Below are 23,958 nucleotides of genomic sequence, written 5' to 3'. Positions count from 1 at the left end.
CTTCCGCTGATTCGTTTCAGCGCGCCGCGGCGGGCTCCGAGACGTCCGCCGGCCCCCCGGCCCCCTGCGTACCGCCCCGCGCCCGCAGCCCGAACGCGCCGACGGCCACCGCCGCCAGCGCCGTGGCGAGCGGCACCCACAGGGCCGCCCGGTAGCCGTCGAGCAGGGCCTCGGGCGTACCCGCGTCCCCGGTCGCGGCGGCGTTGACCGCGGCCGCGGCGGACAGCCCGAGGGCCGCGCCGAACTGGAACGACGTGTACAGCAGCCCCCCGGCCAGCCCCTGCTCCTCCTCGTCGACCCCCTCGGTGGCGACGATGGTCAGCGGCCCGTACGCGAGCGAGAACGCGAGCCCGAGGACGATCAGGCTCGGGAACATCGCGAGGTACGTCCAGTCCGCGCCGACCGGCAGGAACAGGGCGTACGACAGGGCGGCCAGCAGCAGCCCGCCGAAGATCACCCGGCCGTTGCCGAAGCGGTTCACCAGCCTCGGCGTGAGCGTGGGCGACAGGATCGCGTCGACCCCGATGACGATCATCGCGAAGCTCGTCTGCAGCGTGGACCAGCCCCGCAGCTCCTGGAGGTAGAGCACCACCAGGAACTGGAAGCCGAAGAAACCGGCGGCGAAGAGCAGCCCGGCGAGGTTCGCCCGCACCAGCGCCCCGGACCGCAGGATCCCCAGCCGCACCAGCGGCGCCGGGGAGCGGCGCTCCACCGCCACGAAGACCGCCAGGCACACGAGGCCCCCGCCCACGGTCGCCAGGGTCATCCCGAGTCCGCCGTGCGCGGCCCGCTCGACGCCCAGCACCAGCAGCACGATCGCGGCGGTGACGCTGACCGCGCCCGCCAGGTCCATGCCCCGCCCCGCCCGGTCCGGGCGCGGTGACGTCGGTACGAAGACGAGCGCGCCCAGCAGGATCACGGCGCTCAGCGCGACGGGCGCGAAGAACACCCACCGCCAGTCGGCCGCCGCGAGCAGACCGCCGGCCACCAGCCCGATGGAGAAGCCGCCGGCCGCCGTACCGGAGTAGACGAGCAGCGCCTTGGTGCGGCGCGGCCCCTCCTCGAAGTGCGTGGTGATGACCGAGAGGCCCGCCGGGGTCATGAACGCGGCGGCCACGCCGGTGACGAACCGCGCGGTGATCAGCGTCCAGCCCTCGGTGGCGAAGCCGCCCAGCCCGGAGAAGAGGAGGAAGACGGTCAGCCAGAAGACGAACATCCGGCGGCGGCCGAAGAGGTCGGCGGCGCGCCCGCCGAGCAGCATGAAGCCGCCGTAGCCGAGGACGTACGCGCTCATGACCCACTGCAGCGCGCCGGTGGACAGGCCCAGATCGGCACGGATGGCGGGCAGCGCCACGTTCAGCATGGCCACGTCGATGCCTTCGAGGAAGATCGCGCCGCACAGGACGAAGAGCATGCCCCGTTCGCGTGGCCGCAGCCCCGACGTACCCGTCCGCGTTCTCGTCTCTGTCGTCTGCGTGCTCATGGAAGTCCCTTGGGAGAGTGGGGAGTCGGTGTCCCCACCACCCTCGGCGGGCCGGTCCGGGGGAACAACGGCGAAGAGCGCGACGTTCGTTCAGTCACGCTTACCGATCGAGGCGCAAGGCTCACGCGGGGGGACCGACCGTGGAACGCGACGAACTGGAGTGCTTCCTGCTCCTGGCCGAGGAGCTGCACTTCGGCCGTACGGCGGACCGGATGCGGCTGTCCCGGGCCCGGGTCAGCCAGCTCGTCCAGCGGTTGGAGCGCCGCGTCGGCGCGCCGCTCTTCGTCCGCACCAGCCGCCGCGTCGCCCTCACCGACCTGGGCCGGCGCCTGCGCGACGACGTCGCGCCCCACCACCGGGCCATCGGGGAGGCCATGGCCCGCGCCACCGCCGAGGCGCGCGGCGTGACGGGCGTGCTGTACGCCGGGTTCTCCACGCCGCTCACGGGGGAGCTGGTGATGCGCACGGTGGAGACCCTGCGCGCCCGCCACCCCCGGCTGGCCGTCGAGGTCTGCGAGGTGCCGCTCGCCGACCCGTACGGCAAGCTGCGCGGCGGCGAGTTCGACGTCCAGCTGATCGAACTGCCGGTGCGCGAGGACGACCTGGCCGCGAGCCCCGCCCTGCTGTCGGACGCCCGGGTGCTGGCGGTCCCCTCGGGCCACCCGCTGGCGGCGCGCGCGTCGGTGGCGTACGAGGACCTGGCCGGCCTGCCGCTGCTCACCGTCGACGGCGACCTCCCGCCCTACCGCCGGGAGCTCCACAGCCCGGCGCGCACGCCCGGCGGCCGCCCGATCGGCCGGGGCCCCGCCGTGACCAACCTCCAGGAGGCCCTGACGATGGTCGCCGGTGGCCGGGGCGGCCTGCTCGCCGCCGCGCACCTCGCCACGTACCACGCCTGGCCCGGCGTCGCCTACGTACCGCTCGCGGGGGCCGCCCCCCTCGGCTACGGCCTGGTGTGGCGTGCCGCGCACGCGACCGGCGCGGTGCGGGAGTTCGTCCGCACCGCCCGGGAGCTGGCGACGACCGCGTACCAGCCCGCGGGGGGCGGGAATCCAGCCAACCGTCCTCATCCTGCCCGGAATCGGGCAGATTTCTTGATGGCGGGCCCCGGGAATCCATAATCTCCAGTGCATGACAAGCCCCGCCGTCGATCCGGCCGCCGCAGGCACCACCACACCCCCGACCCCTCCGCCCGGCGGCCGCCGCATCGGCGGCGCCGTCTGGGCCGCGCTCGCGATCGTGTACGTCGTGTGGGGCTCGACCTACCTCGGCATCCGGGTCGTCGTCGAGACCATGCCCCCGTTCCTCTCCGCCGGCGCCCGGTTCGTCGTCGCCGGCGTGCTGCTCGCCGCGCTCCTCGCGTGGCGGCACGGCCCCGGCGTGCTCAAGGTGACCCGCGCGCAGCTCGCCTCCACCGCCGTCGTCGGACTGCTGCTGCTCCTCGGCGGCAACGGCCTCGTCGTCCTCGCCGAGACCTCCGTGCCGTCCGGCCTCGCCGCGCTGCTCGTCGCCGTCGTGCCCGCCTGGGTCGTCCTGCTGCGCACCGCGGCCGGCGAGCGCCCGGGCCCCGGCGCGTACGCCGGCGTGCTGCTCGGCCTCGCCGGGCTCGCGATCCTCACGCTCCCGGGCCTCAGCGGCGACGTTCGCATCGGGGGCGTGCTCACGGTGATCGCGGCCGCCCTCCTGTGGTCCGTCGGCTCCTTCTCCTCCTCCCGCCTGCGGATGCCGAAGAACCCCTTCACCACCAGCGCGTACGAGATGGTCGTCGGCGGCCTCGGCTGCCTCGCGCTCGGGCTCGTCCGCGGCGAGCACCACGGCCTCGATCCGGCCGCCGTCTCGGCCCGGTCCTGGACCGCCTTCGCCTACCTCGTCCTCTTCGGGTCGCTGCTCGCGTTCACCGCGTACGCCTGGCTCCTGCACACCGCCCCGCTGTCGCTCGTCGCGACGTACGCGTACGTCAACCCCGTCGTGGCCGTCGCCCTCGGCGCGCTGGTCCTGGGCGAGGCCGTGACCTGGCCCATCGCCCTCGGTGGCGCGATCGTCGTGGCGGGCGTGTGCCTCATCGTGAGCACGGAGCGCCGCCCGGGAAGCCCCGCGCGCCGGTCGTAACGTACGGAACGGCGAAACCGGCTCCCCGCACCACTCCATCCCGGACAAACCACGGCCCGGCCGCCCGGCCCTACCGTGTGAACAGAACGCAGAACCCCCCATCTTCCGCACAGCTTCGAAAGGGCCGGGATCGCACATGACTGCCACCGCCTTCTGGCTCGCCGGCCGCCAGGCCACCGGCGAGACCACCTTCGACGTCACCTCCCCGTGGGACGGCCGCCTCGTCGGCCAGGTCAGCGTTCCCACCGAGGCCCAGGTCGAAGAGGCCGTGGCCGCCGCGCACGCGGTCGTCGACGAGTTCGCCGCGACCCCCGCCCACGTCCGCGCCGCCGCCCTGGACCACGTGTCCAAGCGCCTGGCCGAGCGCACCGAGGAGATCGCCCAGCTGATCTCCGCCGAGAACGGCAAGCCGATCAAGTGGGCCCGCGGCGAGGTCGGCCGCGCGGTGTCCGTGTTCCGCTTCGCCGCCGAGGAGGCCCGCCGCTTCAACGGCGGCGAGGCCCAGCGCCTCGACACCGACGGCGGTGGCGTCGGCCGCCTGGCCCTGACCCGCCGCTTCCCCAAGGGCGTCGTCCTCGGCATCGCGCCGTTCAACTTCCCGCTGAACCTGTGCGCCCACAAGGTCGCCCCGGCCATCGCCGTCGGCGCCCCCATCATCCTCAAGCCCGCCCCGGCCACCCCGCTCTCCGGCCTGATCCTGGGCGAGCTGCTCGCCGAGACGGACCTGCCGGCCGGCTCCTGGTCGGTCCTGCCCGTCCTGAACGAGGCCATGCCCGCCCTGGTCAAGGACGAGCGCCTGCCGGTGATCTCCTTCACCGGCTCCGACAAGGTCGGCTACGCCATCCAGGAGTCGGTGCCGCACAAGCACTGCACCCTGGAGCTCGGCGGCAACGCCGCGGCCGTCGTCCTCGCCGACTGGGCCTCCGAGGAGGACCTCGACTGGGCGGCGACCCGCATCGCCACCTTCTCGAACTACCAGGGCGGCCAGTCCTGCATCTCCGTGCAGCGCGTGATCGCCGACGCGTCGGTCTACGACCGGCTCGTCCCGAAGGTCGTCGCCGCCGTCGAGGCGCAGGGCACCGGTGACCCGTCCGACGACACCACCGACGTCGGCCCGCTGGTCAGCGAGGACGCCGCCAAGCGCGTCGAGTCCTGGGTCGACGAGGCCGTCAAGGGCGGCGCCACGCTGCTCACCGGCGGCAAGCGCGAGGGCGCGACCTACGCCCCGACCGTCCTGGCGGACCTGCCCGCCGACACCACCCTCGCCTGCGAGGAGGTCTTCGGCCCGGTCCTGACCCTGCACAAGGTCGACGGCCAGGCCGCCGCCTTCGCCGAGGTCAACAACTCCAAGTTCGGCCTCCAGACCGGCGTCTTCACGCACGACCTGCAGACCGCCTTCCGCGCCCACCGCGCCCTGGAGGTCGGCGGCGTGGTCGTCGGCGACGTTCCGTCCTACCGCGCCGACCAGATGCCGTACGGCGGCGTCAAGCAGTCGGGCGTCGGCCGCGAGGGTGTGCGGTACGCGATGGACGACTACACGTACGAGCGGGTGCTGGTCCTCACGGGCCTGGCCCTGTAACAGCCCGTCACTCGTACGGCCCAGACCGGCGGCCGGAGCCCACTGTGCGGGGGCTCCGGCCGCCTTTTCGTCTGGGCCGGAATCGGGTAGGTACGGTCGAGTAACCGGTCGGCCCGAGCACCGGCCGGCCGCCCCCGACTGCGGCGAGGTGAGCCCACCATGTCCGGCCCCCACCACAAGCCCAAGGTCTCCGAGCGCGAAGCCCGCCAGGTCGCCGAGGCCGCCCGCGAACAGGACTGGCGCAAGCCCAGCTTCGCCAAGGAGCTGTTCCTCGGCCGTTTCCGGCTCGACCTCATCCACCCGCACCCGCTCCCGCCCGACGAGGACGTCCAGCGGGGGGAGCAGTTCCTCGCCAAACTGCGGGACTTCTGCGAGACGAAGATCGACGGCGCGCTGATCGAGCGCGAGGCCCGCATCCCCGACGCCGTGATCGACGGGCTCAAGGAGCTCGGCGCCCTCGGCATGAAGATCGACCCCAAGTACGGCGGCCTCGGACTCACCCAGGTGTACTACAACAAGGCCCTCGCCCTGGTGGGTTCCGTCAGCCCGGCCGTCGGCGCCCTGCTCTCCGCGCACCAGTCGATCGGCGTACCGCAGCCGCTGAAGATCTTCGGCACCACCGAGCAGAAGGAGACCTTCCTCCCGAGGCTCGCCCGCACCGACATCTCCGCGTTCCTCCTCACCGAGCCCGACGTCGGCTCCGACCCGGCGCGCCTCGCCACCACCGCCGTCCCCGACGGCGACGAGTACGTCCTCGACGGCGTGAAGCTGTGGACCACCAACGGCGTCGTCGCCGACCTGCTCGTCGTCATGGCCCGCGTACCGAAGTCCGAGGGCCACAAGGGCGGCATCACCGCCTTCGTCGTCGAGGCCCAGTCACCCGGCATCACCGTCGAGAACCGCAACGCCTTCATGGGCCTGCGCGGCCTGGAGAACGGCGTCACCCGCTTCCACCAGGTGCGCGTCCCCGCCGCAAACCGCATCGGGCCCGAGGGCGCCGGTCTGAAGATCGCGCTGACCACCCTCAACACCGGGCGCCTCTCGCTGCCCGCGATGTGCGTGGGCGCCGGCAAGTGGTGCCTGAAGATCGCCCGCGAGTGGTCCGGCGTACGCGAGCAGTGGGGCAAGCCCGTCGCCCTCCACGAGGCGGTCGGCTCGAAGATCTCTTTCATCGCCGCCACCACCTTCGCCCTCGAAGCCGTCGTCGACCTCTCCAGCCAGATGGCGGACGAGGACCGCAACGACATCCGCATCGAGGCGGCCCTCGCCAAGCTGTACGGCTCCGAGATGGCCTGGCTCATGGCCGACGAACTGGTCCAGATCCGCGGCGGCCGCGGCTTCGAGACCGCCGACTCCCTCGCTGCCCGCGGCGAGCGGCCCGTCCCGGCCGAACAGCTCCTGCGCGACCTGCGCATCAACCGCATCTTCGAGGGCTCGACCGAGATCATGCACCTGCTGATCGCCCGCGAGGCGGTCGACGCCCACCTCGCGGTCGCCGGCGACATCATCGACCCCGACAAGACGCTCGGCGACAAGGCGAAGGCGGGCGTCCAGGCGGGCGCCTTCTACGCCCGCTGGCTGCCCAAGCTCGTCGCCGGCCCCGGCCAGCTGCCGCGCTCGTACGCCGAGTTCCACCCCGCCGGCCACCCGGACCTCGCCGCCCACCTCCGCTACGTCGAACGCACCTCCCGCAAGCTGGCCCGCTCCACCTTCTACGCCATGTCCCGCTGGCAGGGCCGCATGGAGACCAAGCAGGGCTTCCTCGCCCGGATCGTCGACATCGGCGCCGAGCTCTTCGCCATGAGCGCCGCGTGCGTCCGGGCCGAGCTGCTGCGCTCCGCCGACGAGCACGGCCGCGAGGCGTACCAGCTCGCGGACGCGTTCTGCCGCCAGTCCCGCATCCGCGTCGAGGAGCTCTTCGGCCGGCTCTGGCACAACACCGACGACCTGGACCGCAAGGTCGTCCAGGGCGTGCTCTCGGGCACGTACACCTGGCTGGAGGAGGGGGTCCTCGACCCCAGTGGCGACGGCCCCTGGATCGCCGACGCGACCCCCGGCCCCTCGACCAGGGAGAACGTCCACCGCCCGATCCGCTGACCCGCCGTTTTCGGCCCCCGGGCCCGCCCCGGCACGACCGGCACCCATAATCGAGCCGAGATCACCACGATCTCGACGACGAACGGGAGCACGGATGTACGGGGCGGGAAAGCGGTACGGACGGACCGGGCGCGTCGCCGCCGCGCTCGGCGGCATGCTCCTGCTGGCCGGGTGCGGCGCGGGGGAGCCCGACGACCCCAAGGCCAAGCCCTCCGCGCGTGCGAAAGCCCCCGCGCCCCTCACCGAGGCCCAGCTGACCGCCGCCGCCTTCGCCGAGGACGAGAAGGCGGGCGCGTACACCGCGAGCCCCTTCCTCGGCGGCGACGGCCCCTTTCGTGACGCCTACACCGCCGACCCGGCCGTCTGCCAGCCGTTCGTCAGCCTCGTCAAGGGCGCGACCGCCCACGACCCGGTCGCGGAGGTGAACCGCAGGCTCTCCGTCGACGGCGAGCTGCGCTCCGTCGACGTCACCGTCCAGCTCCGCTCGTACGCGGCGAAGGACGCCACCGCCGTCATGGCCGCCCTGACCAAGGCGGGCACCGCCTGCGCGGCAGGCTTCACCGAGGACCGGGCCCTCGTCGAGGCGCGCTACCTGAAGGTCGAGCCGCTGAAGGCGCCCGCCGTCGGCGACGAGGCGAAGGCGTTCCGCTTCACCCTCCAGGACGTCAAGAACAAGGATCTCAGGCTGTACGAGTACCTCACCGTCGTCCGCTCGGGCTCCACCACCCTCGCCTTCCGCGCCGACGTCCTCGACACCAAGGACTTCGGCGGCGTCCCGCAGGAGGTCGTCACCGCCCAGTGGGAGAAGTTCCAGTCGGCCACGGGCGGCGGCGCGTAGGGGCGCGGTCCCGGCACCCGCCCGTTGCGGCAAGAATGGGGGCATGAGCGACAGCCCATCTCCCCTCGCAGACCCGCACATCGCCTTCGATCCGGCCGAAGGCCGCCGGGACATCGTCGTCCTCGGCTCCACCGGGTCCATCGGTACGCAGGCCATCGACCTGGTCCTGCGCAACCCCGACCGGTTCCGTGTCACGGCCCTGTCCGCCGCGGGCGGCCGGGCCGGGCTCCTCGCCGAGCAGGCGCACCGGCTGCGGGTCCGCACGGTGGCCGTGGCGCGTGAGGACGCGGTCCCGGCGCTGCGGGAGGCGCTCACCGAGCTGTACGGTTCCGGCCCCGGCTCGGAGCCGCTGCCGGAGATCCTCGCAGGTCCGGACGCCGCCACCCAAGTCGCGGCCTCCCCCTGCCACACGGTGCTCAACGGCATCACCGGCTCCATCGGCCTCGCGCCCACGCTCGCCGCCCTCGAAGCGGGCCGCACCCTCGCCCTCGCCAACAAGGAGTCGCTCATCGTCGGCGGGCCGCTGGTCAAGGCGCTCGCCAAGCCGGGCCAGATCATCCCGGTCGACTCGGAGCACGCCGCGCTCTTCCAGGCGCTCGCCGCCGGCACCCGCGCCGACGTCCGCAAGCTCGTCGTCACCGCCTCGGGCGGCCCCTTCCGCGGCCGTACGAAGGCGGAGCTGGCCCACGTGACCCGCGAGGACGCCCTCGCGCACCCCACCTGGGCCATGGGGCCGGTCATCACGGTCAACAGCGCCACCCTGGTCAACAAGGGCCTGGAGGTCATCGAGGCGCACCTGCTCTACGACATCCCCTTCGACCGCATCGAGGTCGTCGTGCACCCGCAGTCGTACGTTCACTCGATGGTGGAGTTCACGGACGGCTCGACCCTCGCCCAGGCGACCCCGCCGGACATGCGCGGGCCCATCGCCATCGGGCTCGGCTGGCCCGAGCGCGTCCCGGACGCGGCCCCCGCCTTCGACTGGTCCACGGCCTCGACCTGGGAGTTCTTCCCGCTGGACACCGAGGCGTTCCCCTCCGTCGGCCTCGCCCGGCACGTCGGCGAGCTCGGCGGCACGGCCCCGGCGGTCTTCAACGCCGCGAACGAGGAGTGCGTCGCGGCGTTCCTCGACGGCCGGCTGCCCTTCACGGGGATCATGGACACGGTCACCGCGGTCGTCGCGGAACACGGCACACCCGGCTCGGGAACCTCACTGACGGTGCCGGACGTCCTGGAGGCGGAGACCTGGGCCCGCGCCCGGGCCCGTGAACTGGCGGAGAAAACCATGGCGGAGGCTCGCGCATGACGATCCTGTTGACGTTCCTCGGCATCGCGGTCTTCGCCGTCGGCCTGCTCGTCTCCATCGCCTGGCACGAGCTCGGCCACCTCACCACGGCCAAGATGTTCGGCATCCGCGTCCCGCAGTACATGGTCGGCTTCGGCCCCACCCTCTGGTCGCGGCAGAAGGGCGAGACCGAGTACGGCATCAAGGCCATCCCCGCCGGCGGCTACATCCGCATGATCGGCATGTTCCCGCCCGGCGACGACGGCCGGATCGAGGCGCGCTCCACCTCGCCCTTCCGGGGCATGATCGAGGACGCCCGCTCGGCGGCGTACGAGGAGCTCCGGCCGGGCGACGAGACGCGGCTGTTCTACACGCGCGCGCCGTGGAAGCGCGTCATCGTGATGTTCGCGGGCCCCTTCATGAACCTGGTGCTCGCCGTCGCGATCTTCGTGGGCGTCTGCATGACCTTCGGCATGCAGAAGCAGACCACCGAGGTCGCCGGGGTCCAGAAGTGCGTCATCCAGCAGAGCGAGGACCGGCAGAAGTGCGCCGCGGGCGACCCGGTCTCGCCCGGCCAGGCGGCCGGACTCAAGGTGGGCGACCGGATCGTCGCCTTCAACGGCGACCCCGTCCACGACTGGCCCACGCTCTCCGAGCGCATCCGCTCCACCATCGGCCCGGCCACCGTCACCGTCGTGCGCGACGGCCAGGAGGTGGTCCTGCACCCCAAGCTCATCGAGAACACGGTGATGGCCAAGGACGCCGACGGCGAGGTGATCGCCGAGAAGTACGTCCGGGCCGGCTACCTCGGCTTCGAGGCGCGGACCGTGATCGAGCCGCTCACCTTCGGCGAGTCCGTGTCCCGCATGGGCGACATGATCGAGGACGGCGTGGACTCCGTCATCGCCCTGCCGTCGAAGATCCCCGACCTGTGGGACGCGGCCTTCGGCGACGGCGAGCGCAAGGCCGACTCCCCGGTGGGCGTGGTCGGCGCCGCCCGGATCAGCGGCGAGGTCATGAACCTCGACATCCCGGCGCCGAACATCGTGGCGACGCTCCTGCTGACCCTGGCGATGTTCAACCTCTCGCTGTTCCTCTTCAACATGCTGCCGCTGCTGCCGCTGGACGGCGGGCACATCGCCGGCGCCCTGTGGGAGTCCCTGCGCCGCACCGTGGCCAAGGTCTTCCGGCGCCCCGACCCGGGGCCGTTCGACGTGGCGAAGCTGATGCCGGTGGCGTACGTCGTGGCGGGCATCTTCATCTGCTTCACGCTGCTCGTGCTGGTCGCGGACATCGTGAACCCGGTGAGGATCTCCTAGCGGCGGCCGTCCCCCTTCGAGTGGGTACAGCCGTGCGAGTGGGACGGGCGGCCGGACACCCCGTGGTGTCCGGCCCCTTCACCCCGGGGCTGTAACCTCAAACCTGGAGCCCGCCGATCTCGGGACCTCGATCCACACCTTGGGGTTGCACACCAGATGACCGCGATTTCTCTCGGTATCCCGTCCGTTCCCACCAAGCTCGCCGACCGGCGCACGTCGCGGCAGATCATGGTGGGCAGCGTCCCGGTCGGCGGCGACGCCCCGGTCTCGGTGCAGTCGATGACGACCACCCGGACGTCCGACATCGGCGCCACGCTGCAGCAGATCGCCGAGCTGACGGCCTCGGGCTGCCAGATCGTCCGCGTGGCCTGCCCGACGCAGGACGACGCGGACGCGCTGCCGGTGATCGCGAAGAAGTCGCAGATCCCGGTCATCGCGGACATCCACTTCCAGCCCAAGTACGTCTTCGCGGCGATCGACGCGGGCTGCGCGGCGGTCCGCGTGAACCCCGGCAACATCAAGCAGTTCGACGACAAGGTCAAGGAGATCGCGAAGGCCGCCGGTGACGCCGGTGTGCCCATCCGGATCGGCGTGAACGCGGGCTCGCTGGACCGGCGCCTGCTCCAGAAGTACGGCAAGGCCACCCCCGAGGCGCTGGTCGAGTCGGCGCTGTGGGAGGCCTCCCTCTTCGAGGAGCACGGCTTCCGCGACATCAAGATCTCCGTCAAGCACAACGACCCGGTCGTGATGATCGCCGCCTACCGCCAGCTGGCCGCGGCCTGCGACTACCCGCTGCACCTGGGCGTGACCGAGGCGGGCCCGGCGTTCCAGGGCACGATCAAGTCGGCCGTCGCCTTCGGCGCGCTGCTGAGCGAGGGCATCGGCGACACCATCCGCGTCTCGCTGTCCGCGCCGCCGGCCGAGGAGGTCAAGGTCGGCATCCAGATCCTGGAGTCGCTGAACCTCCGCCAGCGCCGCCTGGAGATCGTCTCCTGCCCGTCCTGCGGCCGCGCCCAGGTGGACGTCTACAAGCTGGCGGACGAGGTCACGGCGGGCCTGGAGGGCATGGAGGTCCCGCTGCGCGTCGCGGTCATGGGCTGCGTCGTCAACGGCCCCGGCGAGGCGCGCGAGGCGGACCTCGGCGTCGCCTCCGGCAACGGCAAGGGCCAGATCTTCGTCAAGGGCGAGGTCATCAAGACCGTGCCGGAGTCGAAGATCGTCGAGACCCTCATCGAAGAGGCCCTGAAGATCGCCGAGCAGATGGAGAAGGACGGCATCGCCTCCGGCGAGCCCACCGTCTCGGTCGCCGGCTGACCCCACCGTACGTACGCCGACGAGCACGCCGGCCAGCACACCGACGAGCCCCGCCGCACCCCCGGCGGGGCTCGTCGCCGTCCCGGCCGTCCTGCCCCTCCTCCCGCGCCGCCAGGTACAGTGCCAGGACCCTGTCGGAACACGGTGAGGCCCCCTCGTGCTGACGCAGACCACCACCCGGGTCCTCGAACCCGGCGACCTCGGCGCCGCGCTCGCCATCCTCGAAAGCGACCCCGTCCAGAACGCGTTCGTCACCGCACGCGTGCGGGCGGCCGGGCTCGACCCGTGGCGCCTCGGCGGCGAGATGTGGGGCTGGTACGCCGACGGGCGGCTCACCTCGCTGTGCTACTCCGGCGCCAACCTCGTCCCCATCTGCGCCGGCCCCGAGGCCGTCCGCGCCTTCGCCGACCGCGCCCGCCGCGCCGGGCGGCGCTGCTCCTCCATCGTCGGCCCCGCCGAACCGACCGCCCAGCTGTGGCGGCTGCTCGAACCGAGCTGGGGCCCGGCCCGCGACGTCCGCCCCCACCAGCCGCTCATGGTCACCGAGCGGCCCTCGCCGGACGTCGACCCCGACCCGCTCGTCCGCCGCGTCCGCAAGGACGAGATGGACGTGATCATGCCGGCGTGCGTGGCGATGTTCACCGAGGAGGTCGGCATCTCGCCGATCGCCGGCGACGGCGGACTCCTCTACCAGGCGCGCGTCGCCGAGCTCGTCGGCGCGGGCCGCGCCTTCGCCCGCGTCGAGGACGGCAAGGTCGTCTTCAAGGCCGAGATCGGCGCCGCCACCCCGCAGGCCTGCCAGATCCAGGGCGTCTGGGTCGCCCCCGAACACCGCGGCCGCGGCCTGTCCGAGACCGGCATGGCGGCCGTCCTGCGCTACGCCCTCGCCGACGTCGCACCGGTCGTCTCCCTGTACGTCAACGACTACAACACCCCCGCCCGGGCCGCCTACCGCCGCGTCGGCTTCCGCGAGGTCGGGGCCTTCATGAGCGTCCTGTTCTGAGGCTAGGGTTCGCCCATGGAAGACGTGGATGACGTGCGGGACGCGGACGACGTCGACGGCGTCGCGGTCGGGCCGGTCGACCTCGCCGCGCGCGTGGACGCGGCCCTCGCCGTGCAGGCCCTCGCCTTCGGACTGAGCGAGGACGAGATCGGCGTACGCCGCCACATCGTGCTGCGCCACCTGCTCTGCCCCGGCGCCACCTCCTACGGCGCGACCACGCCCGACGGGCGGCTCGTCGGCTTCGTGTACGGGATGCCCAACGACCGCGCCCACTGGTGGTCGACGGTCGTCCAGCCCTACCTCGTCCGCGAGGGCAACGAGGGCTGGCTCGACGACTCCTTCGTCATCACCGAGCTCCACGTCCACCCCGCGTACCAGGGCCGGGGCATCGGCCGCGAGCTGATCACCACCATCACGGACGCCGCCGCGCAGCCGCGCTCGATCCTCTCCGCCATCGACACGGAGAGCCCGGCCCGCATGCTCTACCGTTCCCTCGGCTACCACGACCTCGCGCGCAGGGTCCACTTCCCGAGCGCGGCGCGGCCGTACGCGGTGATGGGCGCGCCGCTCCCGCTGCGGCGGCGCGGCGACGCCCCGCGCGGGAACTGATTTCCGCCGGGCGGTGACCCACGGCTAACCTCCTAGGCATCACACTTTTCACCGCAGGAGAGTTCCCCATGGCCCAGGTCCAGCGCATGTCCCGGTTGATGGTCAAGACACTGCGCGACGACCCGGCGGACGCCGAGACGCTCAGTCACAAACTGCTCGTCCGCGCCGGTTACGTACGCCGCAACGCCGCGGGCATCTGGTCGTGGCTGCCGCTCGGCATGAAGGTCCTGGAGAACGTCGCCCGCGTCGTCCGTGAGGAGATGGACGCGATCGGCGGCCAGGAGGTGCTCCTGCCGGCCCTGCTGCCCAAGGAGCCCTACGAGGCGACGGGCCGCTGGAACGAGTACGGCGCGGAGCTGTTCCGCCTCAAGGACCGCAAGGGCGGCGACTACCTGCTCGGCCCGACGCACGAGGAGATCTTCACGCTCCTCGTCAAGGACCAGTGCACGTCCTACAAGGACCTGCCGGTGATCCTGTACCAGATCCAGACGAAGTACCGCGACGAGGCGCGTCCGCGCTCCGGCATCCTGCGCGGCCGCGAGTTCCAGATGAAGGACTCGTACTCCTTCGACACCACCGACGAGGGCCTGGCCGAGTCGTACCGGCTGCACCGCGAGGCGTACATCAAGATCTTCACGCGCCTCGGCCTGGAGCACAAGATCGTCTCGGCGGTCTCGGGCGCCATGGGCGGCTCCGCCTCCGAGGAGTTCCTGGCCCCGGCCGCCGCCGGTGAGGACACCTTCGTCTACTGCCCCTCCTGCGACTACGCCGCCAACACCGAGGCCGTCACGCACCCGCTGACGCCCGTCGACGGTTCGGCGCACGGCCCGCTGGAGGAGATGGACACCCCCGACACGCCGACCATCGAGACGCTCGCCGCGCACCTGGACGTCCCGGCCGCCGCGACGCTGAAGAACCTGCTGGTCAAGGTCGACGGCGAGATCGTCGCCGTGGGCGTCCCCGGCAACCGCGACGTCGACCTCGGCAAGCTGGAGGACCACCTCGCCCCGGCCACCGTCGAGCTCGTCACCGCCGAGGACTTCACCGGCCGCCCCGAGCTCGTCCGCGGCTACATCGGCCCGCAGGGCCTCGACAAGGTCCGCTACATCGCCGACCCGCGCGTGGCCCCCGGCACCGCCTGGATCACCGGCGCCAACAAGCCCGGCAAGCACGCGCGGAACGTCGTCGTGGGCCGCGACTTCGAGGTCGACCAGTACCTGGACGTCGTCGAGGTCGAGGACGGCGACCCGTGCCCCAACTGCGGCACCGGCCTGAAGATGGACCGCGCCATCGAGATCGGCCACATCTTCCAGCTCGGCCGCAAGTACGCCGACGCCCTCCAGCTCGACGTCCTCGGCCAGAACGGCAAGCCCGTCCGCGTCACGATGGGCTCGTACGGCATCGGCGTCTCCCGCGCCGTCGCCGCCCTCGCCGAGCAGCACGCCGACGAGCAGGGCCTGTGCTGGCCCCGCGAGGTCGCCCCGGCCGACGTCCACGTCGTCGCGGCGGGCAAGGCCCTCCAGACGGAGCTCGCGCTCGACGTCGCCGCGAAGCTCGGCGAGGCGGGCCTGCGGGTCCTGGTCGACGACCGGGCCGGCGTCTCGCCGGGCGTGAAGTTCACGGACGCCGAGCTCATCGGCGTACCGAAGATCCTCGTGGCGGGCCGCCGCTCCGGCGAGGGGGTCCTGGAGCTGAAGGACCGCCGCACGGGCGAGCGCGAGGAGCTCACGGTCGACGAGGCGATCGCCCGCCTCTCCGCGTAAGCAGGGCTCGCCCGCGTCACATACAGCCCGCGGTACCGGTGTCGTCCTCCCGCACGTCGTGTACGTGCGGCGGGGCCGGCGCCGGTTCGCGTGTCCGCTCGTGGTCGTACGCCTCGGGCGGCAGCGGCTCGTGCGGGTGCGACTCGTGCGCGTGCGGGTGCGACTCGTGCGCGTGCGGGTCGTGGACGTGGAGGCCCTGCGGGTGCGCGGGTGCCTCGGGCGGGTTCTGCGCGGCCCGCTCCAGGAAGCGCAGCAACTCGACCGGGAAGGGCAGCACCAGCGTCGAGTTCTTCTCGGCGGCCACCGCCACGATCGTCTGCAGCAGCCGCAGCTGGAGCGCGGAGGGCGTCTGCGACATCACCCCCGCCGCCTCCGCGAGCTTCTTCGACGCCTGGAGCTCGGCGTCCGCGTTGATGACGCGGGCGCGCCGCTCGCGGTCGGCCTCGGCCTGCCGGGCCATCGAACGCTTCATCGTCTCCGGCAGCGAGACGTCCTTGATCTCGACGCGGTCGATGGTGACGCCCCACTCCACGGCCGGGTTGTCGATCATGAGTTCGAGTCCCTGGTTGAGCTTCTCGCGGTTCGACAGCAGGTCGTCGAGGTCGCTCTTGCCGATGATCGACCGCAGCGAGGTCTGTGCGATCTGCGAGACCGCGAAGCGGTAGTCCTCGACGCGGATGATCGCGGCGGCGGGGTCCACCACCTTGAAGTACACGACCGCGTCCACCCGGACCGTGACGTTGTCCCGGGTGATGCCCTCCTGGGCCGGCACCGGCAGGGTCACGATCTGCATGTTCACCTTGTTCAGCCGGTCGACGAACGGCACGATCATGGTGAACCCGGGCGGCCGGACTCCACTGCGCAGCCGGCCGAACCGCAGCACGACCCCCCTCTCGTACTGCTTCACCACCCTCGCCGCGGCCGCCAGGTACACCGCCCCCGCGGACCCCGCCGCCGCGGCCACCGTCAGCAGTTCCTCGACCATGACAACAACCCCCTTACGGGTGCGTTAAGCCCAATATCGCACCAAAGGGGGCGCCGGGGGAGCCCGGAAGGGTGTCACAGCCAGCCCGCGAACTCCATCAGCAGCTCCCCGTCCTGCCGCCGCCCCGCAGCCAGCGCCCGCGTGCCCGACTCCACGGCCCGGAAGAGCGTCCAGCCACGCAGCCGCTCGCGGTCCACGTCCAGCGAGTCGGCCAGCCTGCTCACCCGGCGGCGCGCCGCCGAGGCGCCCGAGGCCGTCGCCACGAGGTCCTCCACCCGGTCCCGCGCCAGCCGCGCCAGGTCGTACGCCCGCTCGCCCACCACGGGATCCGGCCCCACCGCCAGCCACGGCGCCCGCTCCCCGCCCAGCACCTTGCCCTGCCGGAACGCCCCGTGCAGCAGCAGCTCCTCGGGCGGGGCCGCCACCAGCTCCTCGCGGGCGTCGAGCGCGGCCGCCACCAGCCCGGCGGACTCCGCGTCCCCGCCCGCCCGCATGGCCTCCGCCTGCCGCGCCGTCCGCTCGGCCACGGACTCGAAACCGTGCCCGGCGGGCGGCTCCACCCACAGCCGCCGGACCGTGCCCGCGGCCTCCAGCAGCGCCTTGGCCTCCGGCAGCGAACGCAGCGACACCTCCGTGTGCAACCGCTCCAGCAGCAGCCCGGGCCCCTCGGCGTCCAGGAGCCGGACCGCACCGAAGCCGTTCCAGTGCGCGAGCGCGGCCCCCTCCAGCTCCGGCGCGGCGAACGGCGGCGCGACCTTGAGCGCGGCCGGTTCCCCGGACCGCTGCCGTACGAGGACGACGACGCCGCTGCGCCCGCCCGGGACGACGACCCGCTCGGCCGCCAGCTCCCGCCGGGCCAACGCGTCCGCCACGATCCCCGGGACCCGGTCCAGCCAGTCCCGCGCGGCCGCGTCCCCGTACACCTCGCCGAGCGCCCGCACCAGTCGCTGCGGCGGTTCGAAAGCCATGCGTGCGTTGTTCCCCTTCACCCAACCCCGACTCACTGTCTCTTTGGTCGCGTTCCGCTTCGCTACCGCTCAGCTCAGCTGCTCGGTCTCTTTGGTCGCGTTCCGCTTCGCTACCGCTGTGGGCAGGTGCCGCCCTCGTACCTCGGGCGACCCCTACCCTCCGCTGCAGCTCAGCTCAGCTGCTCGGTCTCTTTGGTCGCGTTCCGCTTCGCTACCGCTGCGGGCAGGTGCCGCCCTCGTACCTCGGGCGACCCCTACCCTCCGCTGCAGCTCAGCTCAGCTGCTCGGTCGCGCGCTCGGCGAGACCGGGAAAGGCTACGCCGCTCCCTCGCCACCGCACCGCCCGCACCGCCGCCTCCCGCAGCGCGCCCGCCGCCTCGCGCCGCAGCGGGCCCTCGGAGGCCCGCACCAGGTCCGCGTAGACGCCCGCCACCCGGTCCTCCAGCTCGGCGGCGAGCCGTACGGCCGCGGCCGCGTCCGGCACCGGGAACGGCAGGGCGTACCCCGCGGCCGCGGCGGCGGGCTTCCCGCCCAGGTCGCGTACGGTACGCGCCAGCGCGTCGCGGCGGGCGCGGTGCGCGGCGTACGCGGCGGTCGCCTCGGCCCGGCGCTCCTCGCCGACCCGGGCGCCGACGACCCCGTACCCGTACACCGCCGCGTGCTCGGCGGCGAGTGCCGCCTGGACGGCGTCCAGGGCGCTCATGATCGGCTCCTCTCGTGCCCCGCGGCTAGGCGCCGGCGGTCAGCAGGTAGGCGTGCGCGGCGGCCGCCGCGGCGACGGACGCGAGCAGCCGCGCGTACTCCGGCGGGGCGTCCGGCAGCGCGGCGGTGTGCGCGTCCGCGGCGCGGCGGGCGGCCGCGGCCAGCTCCGCCAGCGCGGCGCCGGGATCCTCCGGCACCGGCGTCCGCGAGGGGCTCGGCGCGGCGGCGGTGGAGGCCGCGGGCGGGGCCGCGGCCTCGGTGCCCGGTGTCGGGGACGCGGCCCGGCGCGTGCCGTCCTCCGCGAGCGCGGCCGTGTGCGCGGCGACCGCCGCCCGCAGCGGGAACAGCCGGGGGCCCAGCGAGGGGTGCGCGGCGAGGACCGCGTCGTACCGCCCGAGCAGCGCGGCGCTCACCGCGGAGGAGCGGGCGCGCAGCCGTGCCTCCTCGCGCGCCGCGCGGTCGGCCGCCGACGCCGAACGGCCGGAGCCGCCGTCGTCGGACGAGCAACCGGCCGTCCACAGCCCCGCCGTGACCGCCGCGCCCGTCGCGATGAGCGCACGCCTGCGTGTCGTACCCCTGCGCCCCACGCGTCTCTCCCATCGGCCGCCGGCGAAGATCATCGCAGGCGAGCGTACCCGCGGGTCCCGCGAGGTGGACGGCAACACCCCCCGCGACCGGATACCCTTTGCTCTGACACGCGACGATCCCACAACAGCACACGCGGCCGAGGAGTCACCCGGATGAGCACCACCCAGAGCGAAAGGCTGCGCGGGCTGCTGGAACCGCTCGTCAGCGCCCAGGGTCTGGATCTGGAAGAGATCGAGGTGTCCCGGGCCGGCCGCCGCCGGATGCTCCGGATCGTCGTGGACTCGGACGAGGGCGTGGAGCTCGACGCCTGCGCCGAACTGAGCCGCTCCATCTCCGACAAGCTCGACGAGACGGACGCGATGGGCGACGAGGAGTACGTCCTCGAAGTGAGCTCGCCGGGCGCCGACCGCCCGCTGACCGAGCACCGCCACTACCTACGCGCCACCGGGCGCCTGGTCAGACTCCAGCTGCACGAGGGTGGCGACCTGGTGGCCCGCATCCTCTCCGTGGACGACGAGGGCCTCGATCTCGAGGTGCCGGGTGTGAAGGGGCGCAAGCCCACCGCCCGCCGCGTGGAGTTCCCGGACATCGCGAAGGCGCGCGTGGAGATCGAGTTCAACCGCAAGGACAAGAAGGAAGAGGAGGCGTAGCCGTGGACATCGACGTGAAGCTCCTGAGGGGCTTGGCACAGGAGAAGGAGATTCCCTTCGACCTGCTGGTCGAGGCGATCGAGTCGGCCCTCCTCATCGCCTACCACCGCACCGAGGGAGCCCGCCGCCACGCCCGTGCCGTGCTCGACCGGCAGACCGGTCACGTGACGGTGTGGGCGAAGGAGGACCCGGCCGACCTGGAGGAGGGGCAGGAGCCCAAGGAGTTCGACGACACCCCGTCGGACTTCGGCCGCATCGCGGCGAGCACCGCCCGCCAGGTCATCCAGCAGCGCCTGCGCGACGCCGAGAACGACGTGACGTTCGGCGAGTACGCCCGCCGCGAGGGCGACATCGTCGCCGGCATGGTGCAGCAGGGCAAGGACCCCAAGAACGTCCTGGTCAAGCTGGACGACAAGCTGGAAGCCATCCTTCCGGTGCAGGAGCAGGTGCCGGGCGAGGAGTACACGCACGGCCTGCGGCTGCGCACGTACGTCGTCCGCGTCGCCAAGGGCGTGCGCGGTCCGTCCGTCACCCTTTCGCGTACGCACCCCAATCTGGTGAAGAAGCTCTTCGCGCTGGAGGTCCCGGAGATCGCCGACGGTTCCGTCGAGATCGCCGCGATCGCCCGTGAGGCCGGTCACCGTACGAAGATCGCCGTGCGGTCCACCCGTTCGGGTCTGAACGCCAAGGGCGCCTGCATCGGCCCGATGGGCAGCCGGGTGCGCAACGTCATGGCCGAGCTGCTCGGCGAGAAGATCGACATCGTCGACTGGTCGGACGACCCGGCCGAGATGGTGGCGAACGCACTCTCGCCGGCGCGGGTCTCCAAGGTGGAGGTCGTCGACATGGCCGCCCGCTCCGCGCGGGTGACCGTGCCCGACTACCAGCTGTCCCTGGCGATCGGCAAGGAGGGGCAGAACGCCCGCCTCGCCGCCCGCCTCACCGGCTGGCGCATCGACATCCGCCCCGACACGGAGCAGACCCCCGAGCAGGACTGAGCAGGGCTGAGCCCCGGCTCGGACTCCCAGGGAATAGATCGCGCCGTGGTCACGTTGTGCCACAGCGAGATCACGACAACAACCGTTCGATTTTTGCCCCAAAGGGGTGAGGTCGGTGCGGGGAGGTAGACTTAAGCGTGTCTGGCCGGACGCATGCCCGCGCATGCCCTGAGCGAACCTGCGTGGGATGCCGGGAGCGGGCGGCCAAGCGTGAACTGCTGCGCATCGTGGTGATCGAGGGCGCCTGCGCCCCCGATCCACGCGGTACGCTGCCCGGCCGGGGTGCATACGTGCATCCCGCCTCGGTCTGTCTCGACCTGGCGGTCCGCCGAAGGGCGTTCCCCAGGGCCTTCAAGGTCCAGGGACCGCTCGAAACGGACGACGTCCGCCGGTACGTCGAGCAGTCGGCACCGTAAGAAAGAAGTACGGCACGGAACCCCGTGCGGTCAGGTACCTCGCGAGTCTGGAAGTAGGTCGAGATTGCGATGAGCACTCGATGAGTACGCGATGAGTACGCCCATGAAGTAGCGACGGTCCGGCGGTAACCCGGACCTAAAAGGAGCGAAGTGGCTAAGGTCCGGGTATACGAACTCGCCAAGGAGTTCGGTGTAGAGAGCAAGGTCGTCATGGCCAAGCTCCAGGAACTCGGTGAATTCGTCCGTTCGGCGTCTTCGACCATCGAAGCGCCGGTTGTACGCAAGTTGACTGACGCGCTGCAGGGGCCCGGCGGCAACGCCGGCAAGTCCGCAGCCAAGCCCGGCGCGCCCCGCAAGGCCGCGCCTGCCAAGCCTTCCCCCGCGGCGCCGAGCCGCACCGAAGGCGCCTCCGCCGCCCCCGCGCCCTCCCCGGCGCAGGCGGCTCGTCCCGCTGCCCCGAAGCCCGGCGCCCCCGCGCCGAAGCCCGCGGCGGCCGAGAAGCCCTCGACGCCGGCCCCCGGCCCGCGTCCCACCCCGGGCCCGAAGCCGGCCCCCGCGGCGCCCAAGCCGGCGCCCGCGTCCCCGGCTCCGTCCAACCCGGAGTTCACCGCGCCCCCGTCGGCTCCGGCCGCCGGTCAGCGTCCCGGTGGCGCCACCCCCGGTCCCCGTCCGGCCGCACGGCCCGGCCAGGGCTCCGGTCAGGGCGGCTCCCGTCCCGGCGCCCCGCGCCCCGGTGGCGAGCGCCAGGCCCCGCGTCCGGGCGGTGCCCGTCCCGCGGGTCCGCGTCCGGGCAACAACCCCTTCACCTCCGGCGGCTCGACCGGCATGGCGCGCCCGCAGGCGCCCCGTCCCGGTGGTGCCCCGCGTCCGGGTGCCGGTGCGCCCGGCGCCGGTGGTCCGCGTCCGCAGGGCGCCGGTCAGGGCGGTCCCCGTCCGCAGGCCGGTCCCGGTGGCCCGCGTCCCACGCCCGGCTCCATGCCGCGTCCCCAGGCCCCGCGCCCGGGTGGCGGCCCCGCCGGTAACCGCCCGAACCCGGGCATGATGCCGCAGCGTCCGGCCGCCGGCCCGCGTCCGGGCCCCGGTGGCGCCGGTCGCGGTCCCGCGGGCGGTGCCCGTCCGGGCGGCGGCGGCGGTCGTCCCGGCTTCGCCGGTCGTCCCGCCGGTCCCGGTGGTGGCGGCGGCGGCTTCGCCGGCCGTCCCGGTGGCGGTGGCGGCGGCGGTCGTCCCGGCGGTCCGGGTGGCGGCGGCTTCGGTGGCGGCGGTGGCCGTCCCGGCTTCGCCGGTCGTCCCGGCGGTCCCGGTGGCCGTGGTGGCACGCAGGGCGCCTTCGGCCGCCCCGGCGGTCCCGCGCGTCGCGGTCGCAAGTCGAAGCGGCAGAGGCGCCAGGAGTACGAGGCCATGCAGGCCCCGTCGGTCGGCGGCGTGATGCTGCCTCGCGGCAACGGCGAGACCGTTCGCCTGTCGCGCGGTGCGTCCCTCACCGACTTCGCGGAGAAGATCAACGCCAACCCGGCGTCGCTCGTCGCGGTCATGATGAACCTCGGCGAGATGGTCACCGCCACGCAGTCCGTCTCCGACGAGACGCTGCAGCTCCTCGGCGACGAGATGAACTACACGGTTCAGATCGTCTCCCCGGAGGAGGAGGACCGCGAGCTGCTCGAGTCCTTCGACCTCGAGTGGGGCGAGGACGAGGGTGGCGAGGAGTACCTCGCGCCGCGTCCGCCGGTCGTGACCGTCATGGGTCACGTCGACCACGGTAAGACGCGACTGCTGGACGCGATCCGCAAGACGAACGTCGTCGCGGGCGAGGCCGGCGGTATCACCCAGCACATCGGTGCGTACCAGGTCGCGACCCAGGTCAACGACGAAGAGCGCAAGATCACCTTCATCGACACCCCCGGTCACGAGGCGTTCACCGCCATGCGTGCCCGTGGTGCCAAGTCCACCGACATCGCGATCCTCGTGGTGGCGGCGAACGACGGTGTGATGCCCCAGACGATCGAGGCGCTGAACCACGCCAAGGCGGCCGACGTGCCGATCGTGGTCGCGGTCAACAAGATCGACGTCGAGGGCGCGGACCCGGTCAAGGTGCGCGGTCAGCTGACCGAGTACGGCCTGGTGGCCGAGGAGTACGGCGGCGACACCATGTTCGTCGACATCTCCGCCAAGCAGGGTCTGCACATCGACTCGCTGCTGGAGGCCGTGATCCTCACGGCCGACGCCTCGCTCGACCTGCGGGCCAACCCGGAGCAGGACGCGCAGGGCATCGCCATCGAGTCGCACCTCGACCGTGGCCGCGGCGCCGTCGCGACCGTCCTGGTCCAGCGCGGCACCCTGCGGGTCGGCGACACCATGGTGGTCGGCGACGCGTACGGCCGCGTCCGGGCGATGCTCGACGACAAGGGCAACAACGTCGAGGAAGCGGGTCCGTCGACCCCCGTCCTGGTCCTGGGTCTCACCAACGTCCCGGGTGCCGGCGACAACTTCCTCGTCGTCGACGAGGACCGCACGGCCCGCCAGATCGCCGAGAAGCGCGCGGCGCGTGAGCGCAACGCCGCCTTCGCCAAGCGCACCCGCCGGGTGTCCCTCGAGGACCTCGACAAGGTGCTCAAGGCCGGCCAGATCCAGGAGCTCAACCTCATCATCAAGGGTGACGCTTCCGGTTCGGTCGAGGCGCTCGAGTCGTCCCTGCTCCAGCTGGACGTCGGCGAAGAGGTCGACATCCGCGTCCTGCACCGCGGTGTCGGTGCGGTCACGGAGTCGGACATCGACCTGGCCATGGGCTCGGACGCCATCGTCATCGGCTTCAACGTCCGCGCGGCCGGCCGTGCCGCGCAGATGGCGGAGCGCGAGGGCGTCGACGTCCGGTACTACTCGGTGATCTACCAGGCCATCGAGGAGATCGAGGCGGCCCTCAAGGGCATGCTCAAGCCGGAGTACGAAGAGGTCGAGCTCGGTACGGCGGAGATCCGCGAGGTCTTCCGCTCGTCCAAGCTGGGCAACATCGCGGGTGTCCTCATCCGCTCCGGCGAGGTCAAGCGCAACACCAAGGCGCGCCTCATCCGCGACGGCAAGGTCATCGCGGAGAACCTCAACATCGAGGGTCTGCGTCGCTTCAAGGACGACGTCACCGAGATCCGCGAAGGCTTCGAGGGCGGTATCAACCTCGGAAACTTCAACGACATCAAGGTCGACGACGTCATCGCGACGTACGAGATGCGCGAGAAGCCGCGCGCCTGATCACAGGAGCGG

20 protein-coding genes are annotated in these 23,958 nt (G+C 72.7%); 15 read left to right on the top strand and 5 right to left on the bottom strand.

Features of this window, described 5'->3' with window-relative positions; translation table 11 throughout:
• Positions 1-16: 16 nt before the first annotated feature.
• Positions 17-1,483 carry an MFS transporter gene (locus AC07FJ_RS09330; RefSeq protein WP_479047050.1) on the bottom strand — a complete coding sequence of 489 codons (1,467 nt, stop codon included), beginning with the start codon at positions 1,481-1,483 and terminating at the stop codon, positions 17-19.
• Positions 1,484-1,623: 140 nt separating this feature from the next.
• On the opposite strand from AC07FJ_RS09330, the gene AC07FJ_RS09325 reads away from it, so the two are divergent.
• The 11 genes from AC07FJ_RS09325 to AC07FJ_RS09275 all read left to right on the top strand — a co-directional run bounded on the left by AC07FJ_RS09325 (position 1,624) and on the right by AC07FJ_RS09275 (position 15,399).
• Positions 1,624-2,604, top strand: a complete 981-nt coding sequence (locus AC07FJ_RS09325; RefSeq protein WP_479047048.1) for a LysR family transcriptional regulator — start codon at positions 1,624-1,626, stop codon at positions 2,602-2,604.
• Between the two features lie 10 nt (positions 2,605-2,614).
• Entirely contained in the window at positions 2,615-3,592 is a 978-nt protein-coding gene (locus AC07FJ_RS09320) for an EamA family transporter (RefSeq protein WP_479047045.1), read from the top strand.
• A gap of 136 nt (positions 3,593-3,728) precedes the next feature.
• On the top strand, positions 3,729-5,171 hold the full coding sequence (locus tag AC07FJ_RS09315) for an aldehyde dehydrogenase family protein (RefSeq protein WP_479047043.1): 1,443 nt from the start codon (positions 3,729-3,731) through the stop codon (positions 5,169-5,171).
• 159 nt (positions 5,172-5,330) lie between these two features.
• Positions 5,331-7,268: an acyl-CoA dehydrogenase family protein gene (locus AC07FJ_RS09310; RefSeq protein ID WP_479047042.1), complete on the top strand. Its 1,938-nt coding sequence runs from the start codon at positions 5,331-5,333 to the stop codon at positions 7,266-7,268.
• Between the two features lie 94 nt (positions 7,269-7,362).
• Positions 7,363-8,106, top strand: a complete 744-nt coding sequence (locus AC07FJ_RS09305; RefSeq protein ID WP_479047040.1) for a hypothetical protein — start codon at positions 7,363-7,365, stop codon at positions 8,104-8,106.
• 43 nt (positions 8,107-8,149) lie between these two features.
• On the top strand, positions 8,150-9,412 hold the full coding sequence (dxr, locus tag AC07FJ_RS09300; protein ID WP_479047038.1) for a 1-deoxy-D-xylulose-5-phosphate reductoisomerase: 1,263 nt from the start codon (positions 8,150-8,152) through the stop codon (positions 9,410-9,412).
• Positions 9,409-10,710: a M50 family metallopeptidase gene (locus tag AC07FJ_RS09295; RefSeq protein WP_479047036.1), complete on the top strand. Its 1,302-nt coding sequence runs from the start codon at positions 9,409-9,411 to the stop codon at positions 10,708-10,710. The genes dxr and AC07FJ_RS09295 overlap by 4 nt, the downstream gene beginning before the upstream one ends.
• Before the next feature lie 156 nt (positions 10,711-10,866).
• Positions 10,867-12,024 (top strand): flavodoxin-dependent (E)-4-hydroxy-3-methylbut-2-enyl-diphosphate synthase, encoded by a 1,158-nt coding sequence (gene ispG, locus AC07FJ_RS09290; protein ID WP_468285452.1) that lies wholly within the window; start codon positions 10,867-10,869, stop codon positions 12,022-12,024.
• A 157-nt stretch (positions 12,025-12,181) separates the two neighbouring features.
• Positions 12,182-13,027, top strand: coding sequence for a GNAT family N-acetyltransferase (locus AC07FJ_RS09285; RefSeq protein WP_479047033.1), 846 nt, complete (start codon positions 12,182-12,184; stop codon positions 13,025-13,027).
• 15 nt (positions 13,028-13,042) lie between these two features.
• Positions 13,043-13,636, top strand: coding sequence for a GNAT family N-acetyltransferase (locus tag AC07FJ_RS09280; protein ID WP_479047031.1), 594 nt, complete (start codon positions 13,043-13,045; stop codon positions 13,634-13,636).
• 68 nt (positions 13,637-13,704) lie between these two features.
• Positions 13,705-15,399, top strand: a complete 1,695-nt coding sequence (locus AC07FJ_RS09275; RefSeq protein ID WP_479047030.1) for a proline--tRNA ligase — start codon at positions 13,705-13,707, stop codon at positions 15,397-15,399.
• A gap of 16 nt (positions 15,400-15,415) precedes the next feature.
• On the opposite strand, the gene AC07FJ_RS09270 is transcribed toward AC07FJ_RS09275, so the two are convergent.
• The 4 genes from AC07FJ_RS09270 to AC07FJ_RS09255 all read right to left on the bottom strand — a co-directional run bounded on the left by AC07FJ_RS09270 (position 15,416) and on the right by AC07FJ_RS09255 (position 18,641).
• The gene (locus AC07FJ_RS09270; RefSeq protein ID WP_479047027.1) at positions 15,416-16,384 is read right to left on the bottom strand and encodes a slipin family protein; all 969 of its coding nucleotides are present in this window, start codon (positions 16,382-16,384) and stop codon (positions 15,416-15,418) included.
• 74 nt (positions 16,385-16,458) lie between these two features.
• The gene (locus AC07FJ_RS09265) at positions 16,459-17,352 is read right to left on the bottom strand and encodes an aminoglycoside phosphotransferase family protein (RefSeq protein WP_479047025.1); all 894 of its coding nucleotides are present in this window, start codon (positions 17,350-17,352) and stop codon (positions 16,459-16,461) included.
• Positions 17,353-17,623: 271 nt separating this feature from the next.
• Entirely contained in the window at positions 17,624-18,055 is a 432-nt protein-coding gene (locus tag AC07FJ_RS09260; RefSeq protein ID WP_479047023.1) for a ferritin-like domain-containing protein, read from the bottom strand.
• Positions 18,056-18,080: 25 nt separating this feature from the next.
• Positions 18,081-18,641 (bottom strand): hypothetical protein, encoded by a 561-nt coding sequence (locus tag AC07FJ_RS09255; protein WP_479047022.1) that lies wholly within the window; start codon positions 18,639-18,641, stop codon positions 18,081-18,083.
• A 153-nt stretch (positions 18,642-18,794) separates the two neighbouring features.
• On the opposite strand from AC07FJ_RS09255, the gene rimP reads away from it, so the two are divergent.
• The 4 genes from rimP to infB all read left to right on the top strand — a co-directional run bounded on the left by rimP (position 18,795) and on the right by infB (position 23,946).
• Complete coding sequence (rimP, locus tag AC07FJ_RS09250; protein ID WP_479047019.1) at positions 18,795-19,292, top strand: ribosome maturation factor RimP; 498 nt, start codon at positions 18,795-18,797, stop codon at positions 19,290-19,292.
• A 2-nt stretch (positions 19,293-19,294) separates the two neighbouring features.
• The gene (nusA, locus tag AC07FJ_RS09245; RefSeq protein ID WP_361429137.1) at positions 19,295-20,290 is read left to right on the top strand and encodes a transcription termination factor NusA; all 996 of its coding nucleotides are present in this window, start codon (positions 19,295-19,297) and stop codon (positions 20,288-20,290) included.
• A gap of 137 nt (positions 20,291-20,427) precedes the next feature.
• Complete coding sequence (locus tag AC07FJ_RS09240) at positions 20,428-20,706, top strand: YlxR family protein (protein WP_479047016.1); 279 nt, start codon at positions 20,428-20,430, stop codon at positions 20,704-20,706.
• Between the two features lie 150 nt (positions 20,707-20,856).
• Entirely contained in the window at positions 20,857-23,946 is a 3,090-nt protein-coding gene (gene infB / locus AC07FJ_RS09235) for a translation initiation factor IF-2 (protein WP_361429133.1), read from the top strand.
• Positions 23,947-23,958 lie beyond the last annotated feature (12 nt).

Source organism: Streptomyces sp. NPDC045998 (genome assembly GCF_056430285.1).
The sequence above is the reverse complement of the archived record's forward strand: the minus strand, read 5'-3'. Positions and strand labels throughout refer to the sequence as shown.

Bases quoted from the DNA above. Each gene is read 5' to 3' on its own strand.
- AC07FJ_RS09270 (WP_479047027.1), bottom strand. From the start codon at position 16,384: ATGGTCGAGGAACTGCTGACGGTGGCCGCGGCGGCGGGGTCCGCGGGG.
- AC07FJ_RS09315 (WP_479047043.1), top strand. From the start codon at position 3,729: ATGACTGCCACCGCCTTCTGGCTCGCCGGCCGCCAGGCCACCGGCGAG.
- AC07FJ_RS09260 (WP_479047023.1), bottom strand. From the start codon at position 18,055: ATGAGCGCCCTGGACGCCGTCCAGGCGGCACTCGCCGCCGAGCACGCG.
- AC07FJ_RS09295 (WP_479047036.1), top strand. From the start codon at position 9,409: ATGACGATCCTGTTGACGTTCCTCGGCATCGCGGTCTTCGCCGTCGGC.
- AC07FJ_RS09310 (WP_479047042.1), top strand. From the start codon at position 5,331: ATGTCCGGCCCCCACCACAAGCCCAAGGTCTCCGAGCGCGAAGCCCGC.
- AC07FJ_RS09305 (WP_479047040.1), top strand. From the start codon at position 7,363: ATGTACGGGGCGGGAAAGCGGTACGGACGGACCGGGCGCGTCGCCGCC.
- rimP (WP_479047019.1), top strand. From the start codon at position 18,795: ATGAGCACCACCCAGAGCGAAAGGCTGCGCGGGCTGCTGGAACCGCTC.
- AC07FJ_RS09330 (WP_479047050.1), bottom strand. From the start codon at position 1,483: ATGAGCACGCAGACGACAGAGACGAGAACGCGGACGGGTACGTCGGGG.
- dxr (WP_479047038.1), top strand. From the start codon at position 8,150: ATGAGCGACAGCCCATCTCCCCTCGCAGACCCGCACATCGCCTTCGAT.
- ispG (WP_468285452.1), top strand. From the start codon at position 10,867: ATGACCGCGATTTCTCTCGGTATCCCGTCCGTTCCCACCAAGCTCGCC.
- AC07FJ_RS09275 (WP_479047030.1), top strand. From the start codon at position 13,705: ATGGCCCAGGTCCAGCGCATGTCCCGGTTGATGGTCAAGACACTGCGC.
- AC07FJ_RS09320 (WP_479047045.1), top strand. From the start codon at position 2,615: ATGACAAGCCCCGCCGTCGATCCGGCCGCCGCAGGCACCACCACACCC.
- AC07FJ_RS09265 (WP_479047025.1), bottom strand. From the start codon at position 17,352: ATGGCTTTCGAACCGCCGCAGCGACTGGTGCGGGCGCTCGGCGAGGTG.
- AC07FJ_RS09280 (WP_479047031.1), top strand. From the start codon at position 13,043: ATGGAAGACGTGGATGACGTGCGGGACGCGGACGACGTCGACGGCGTC.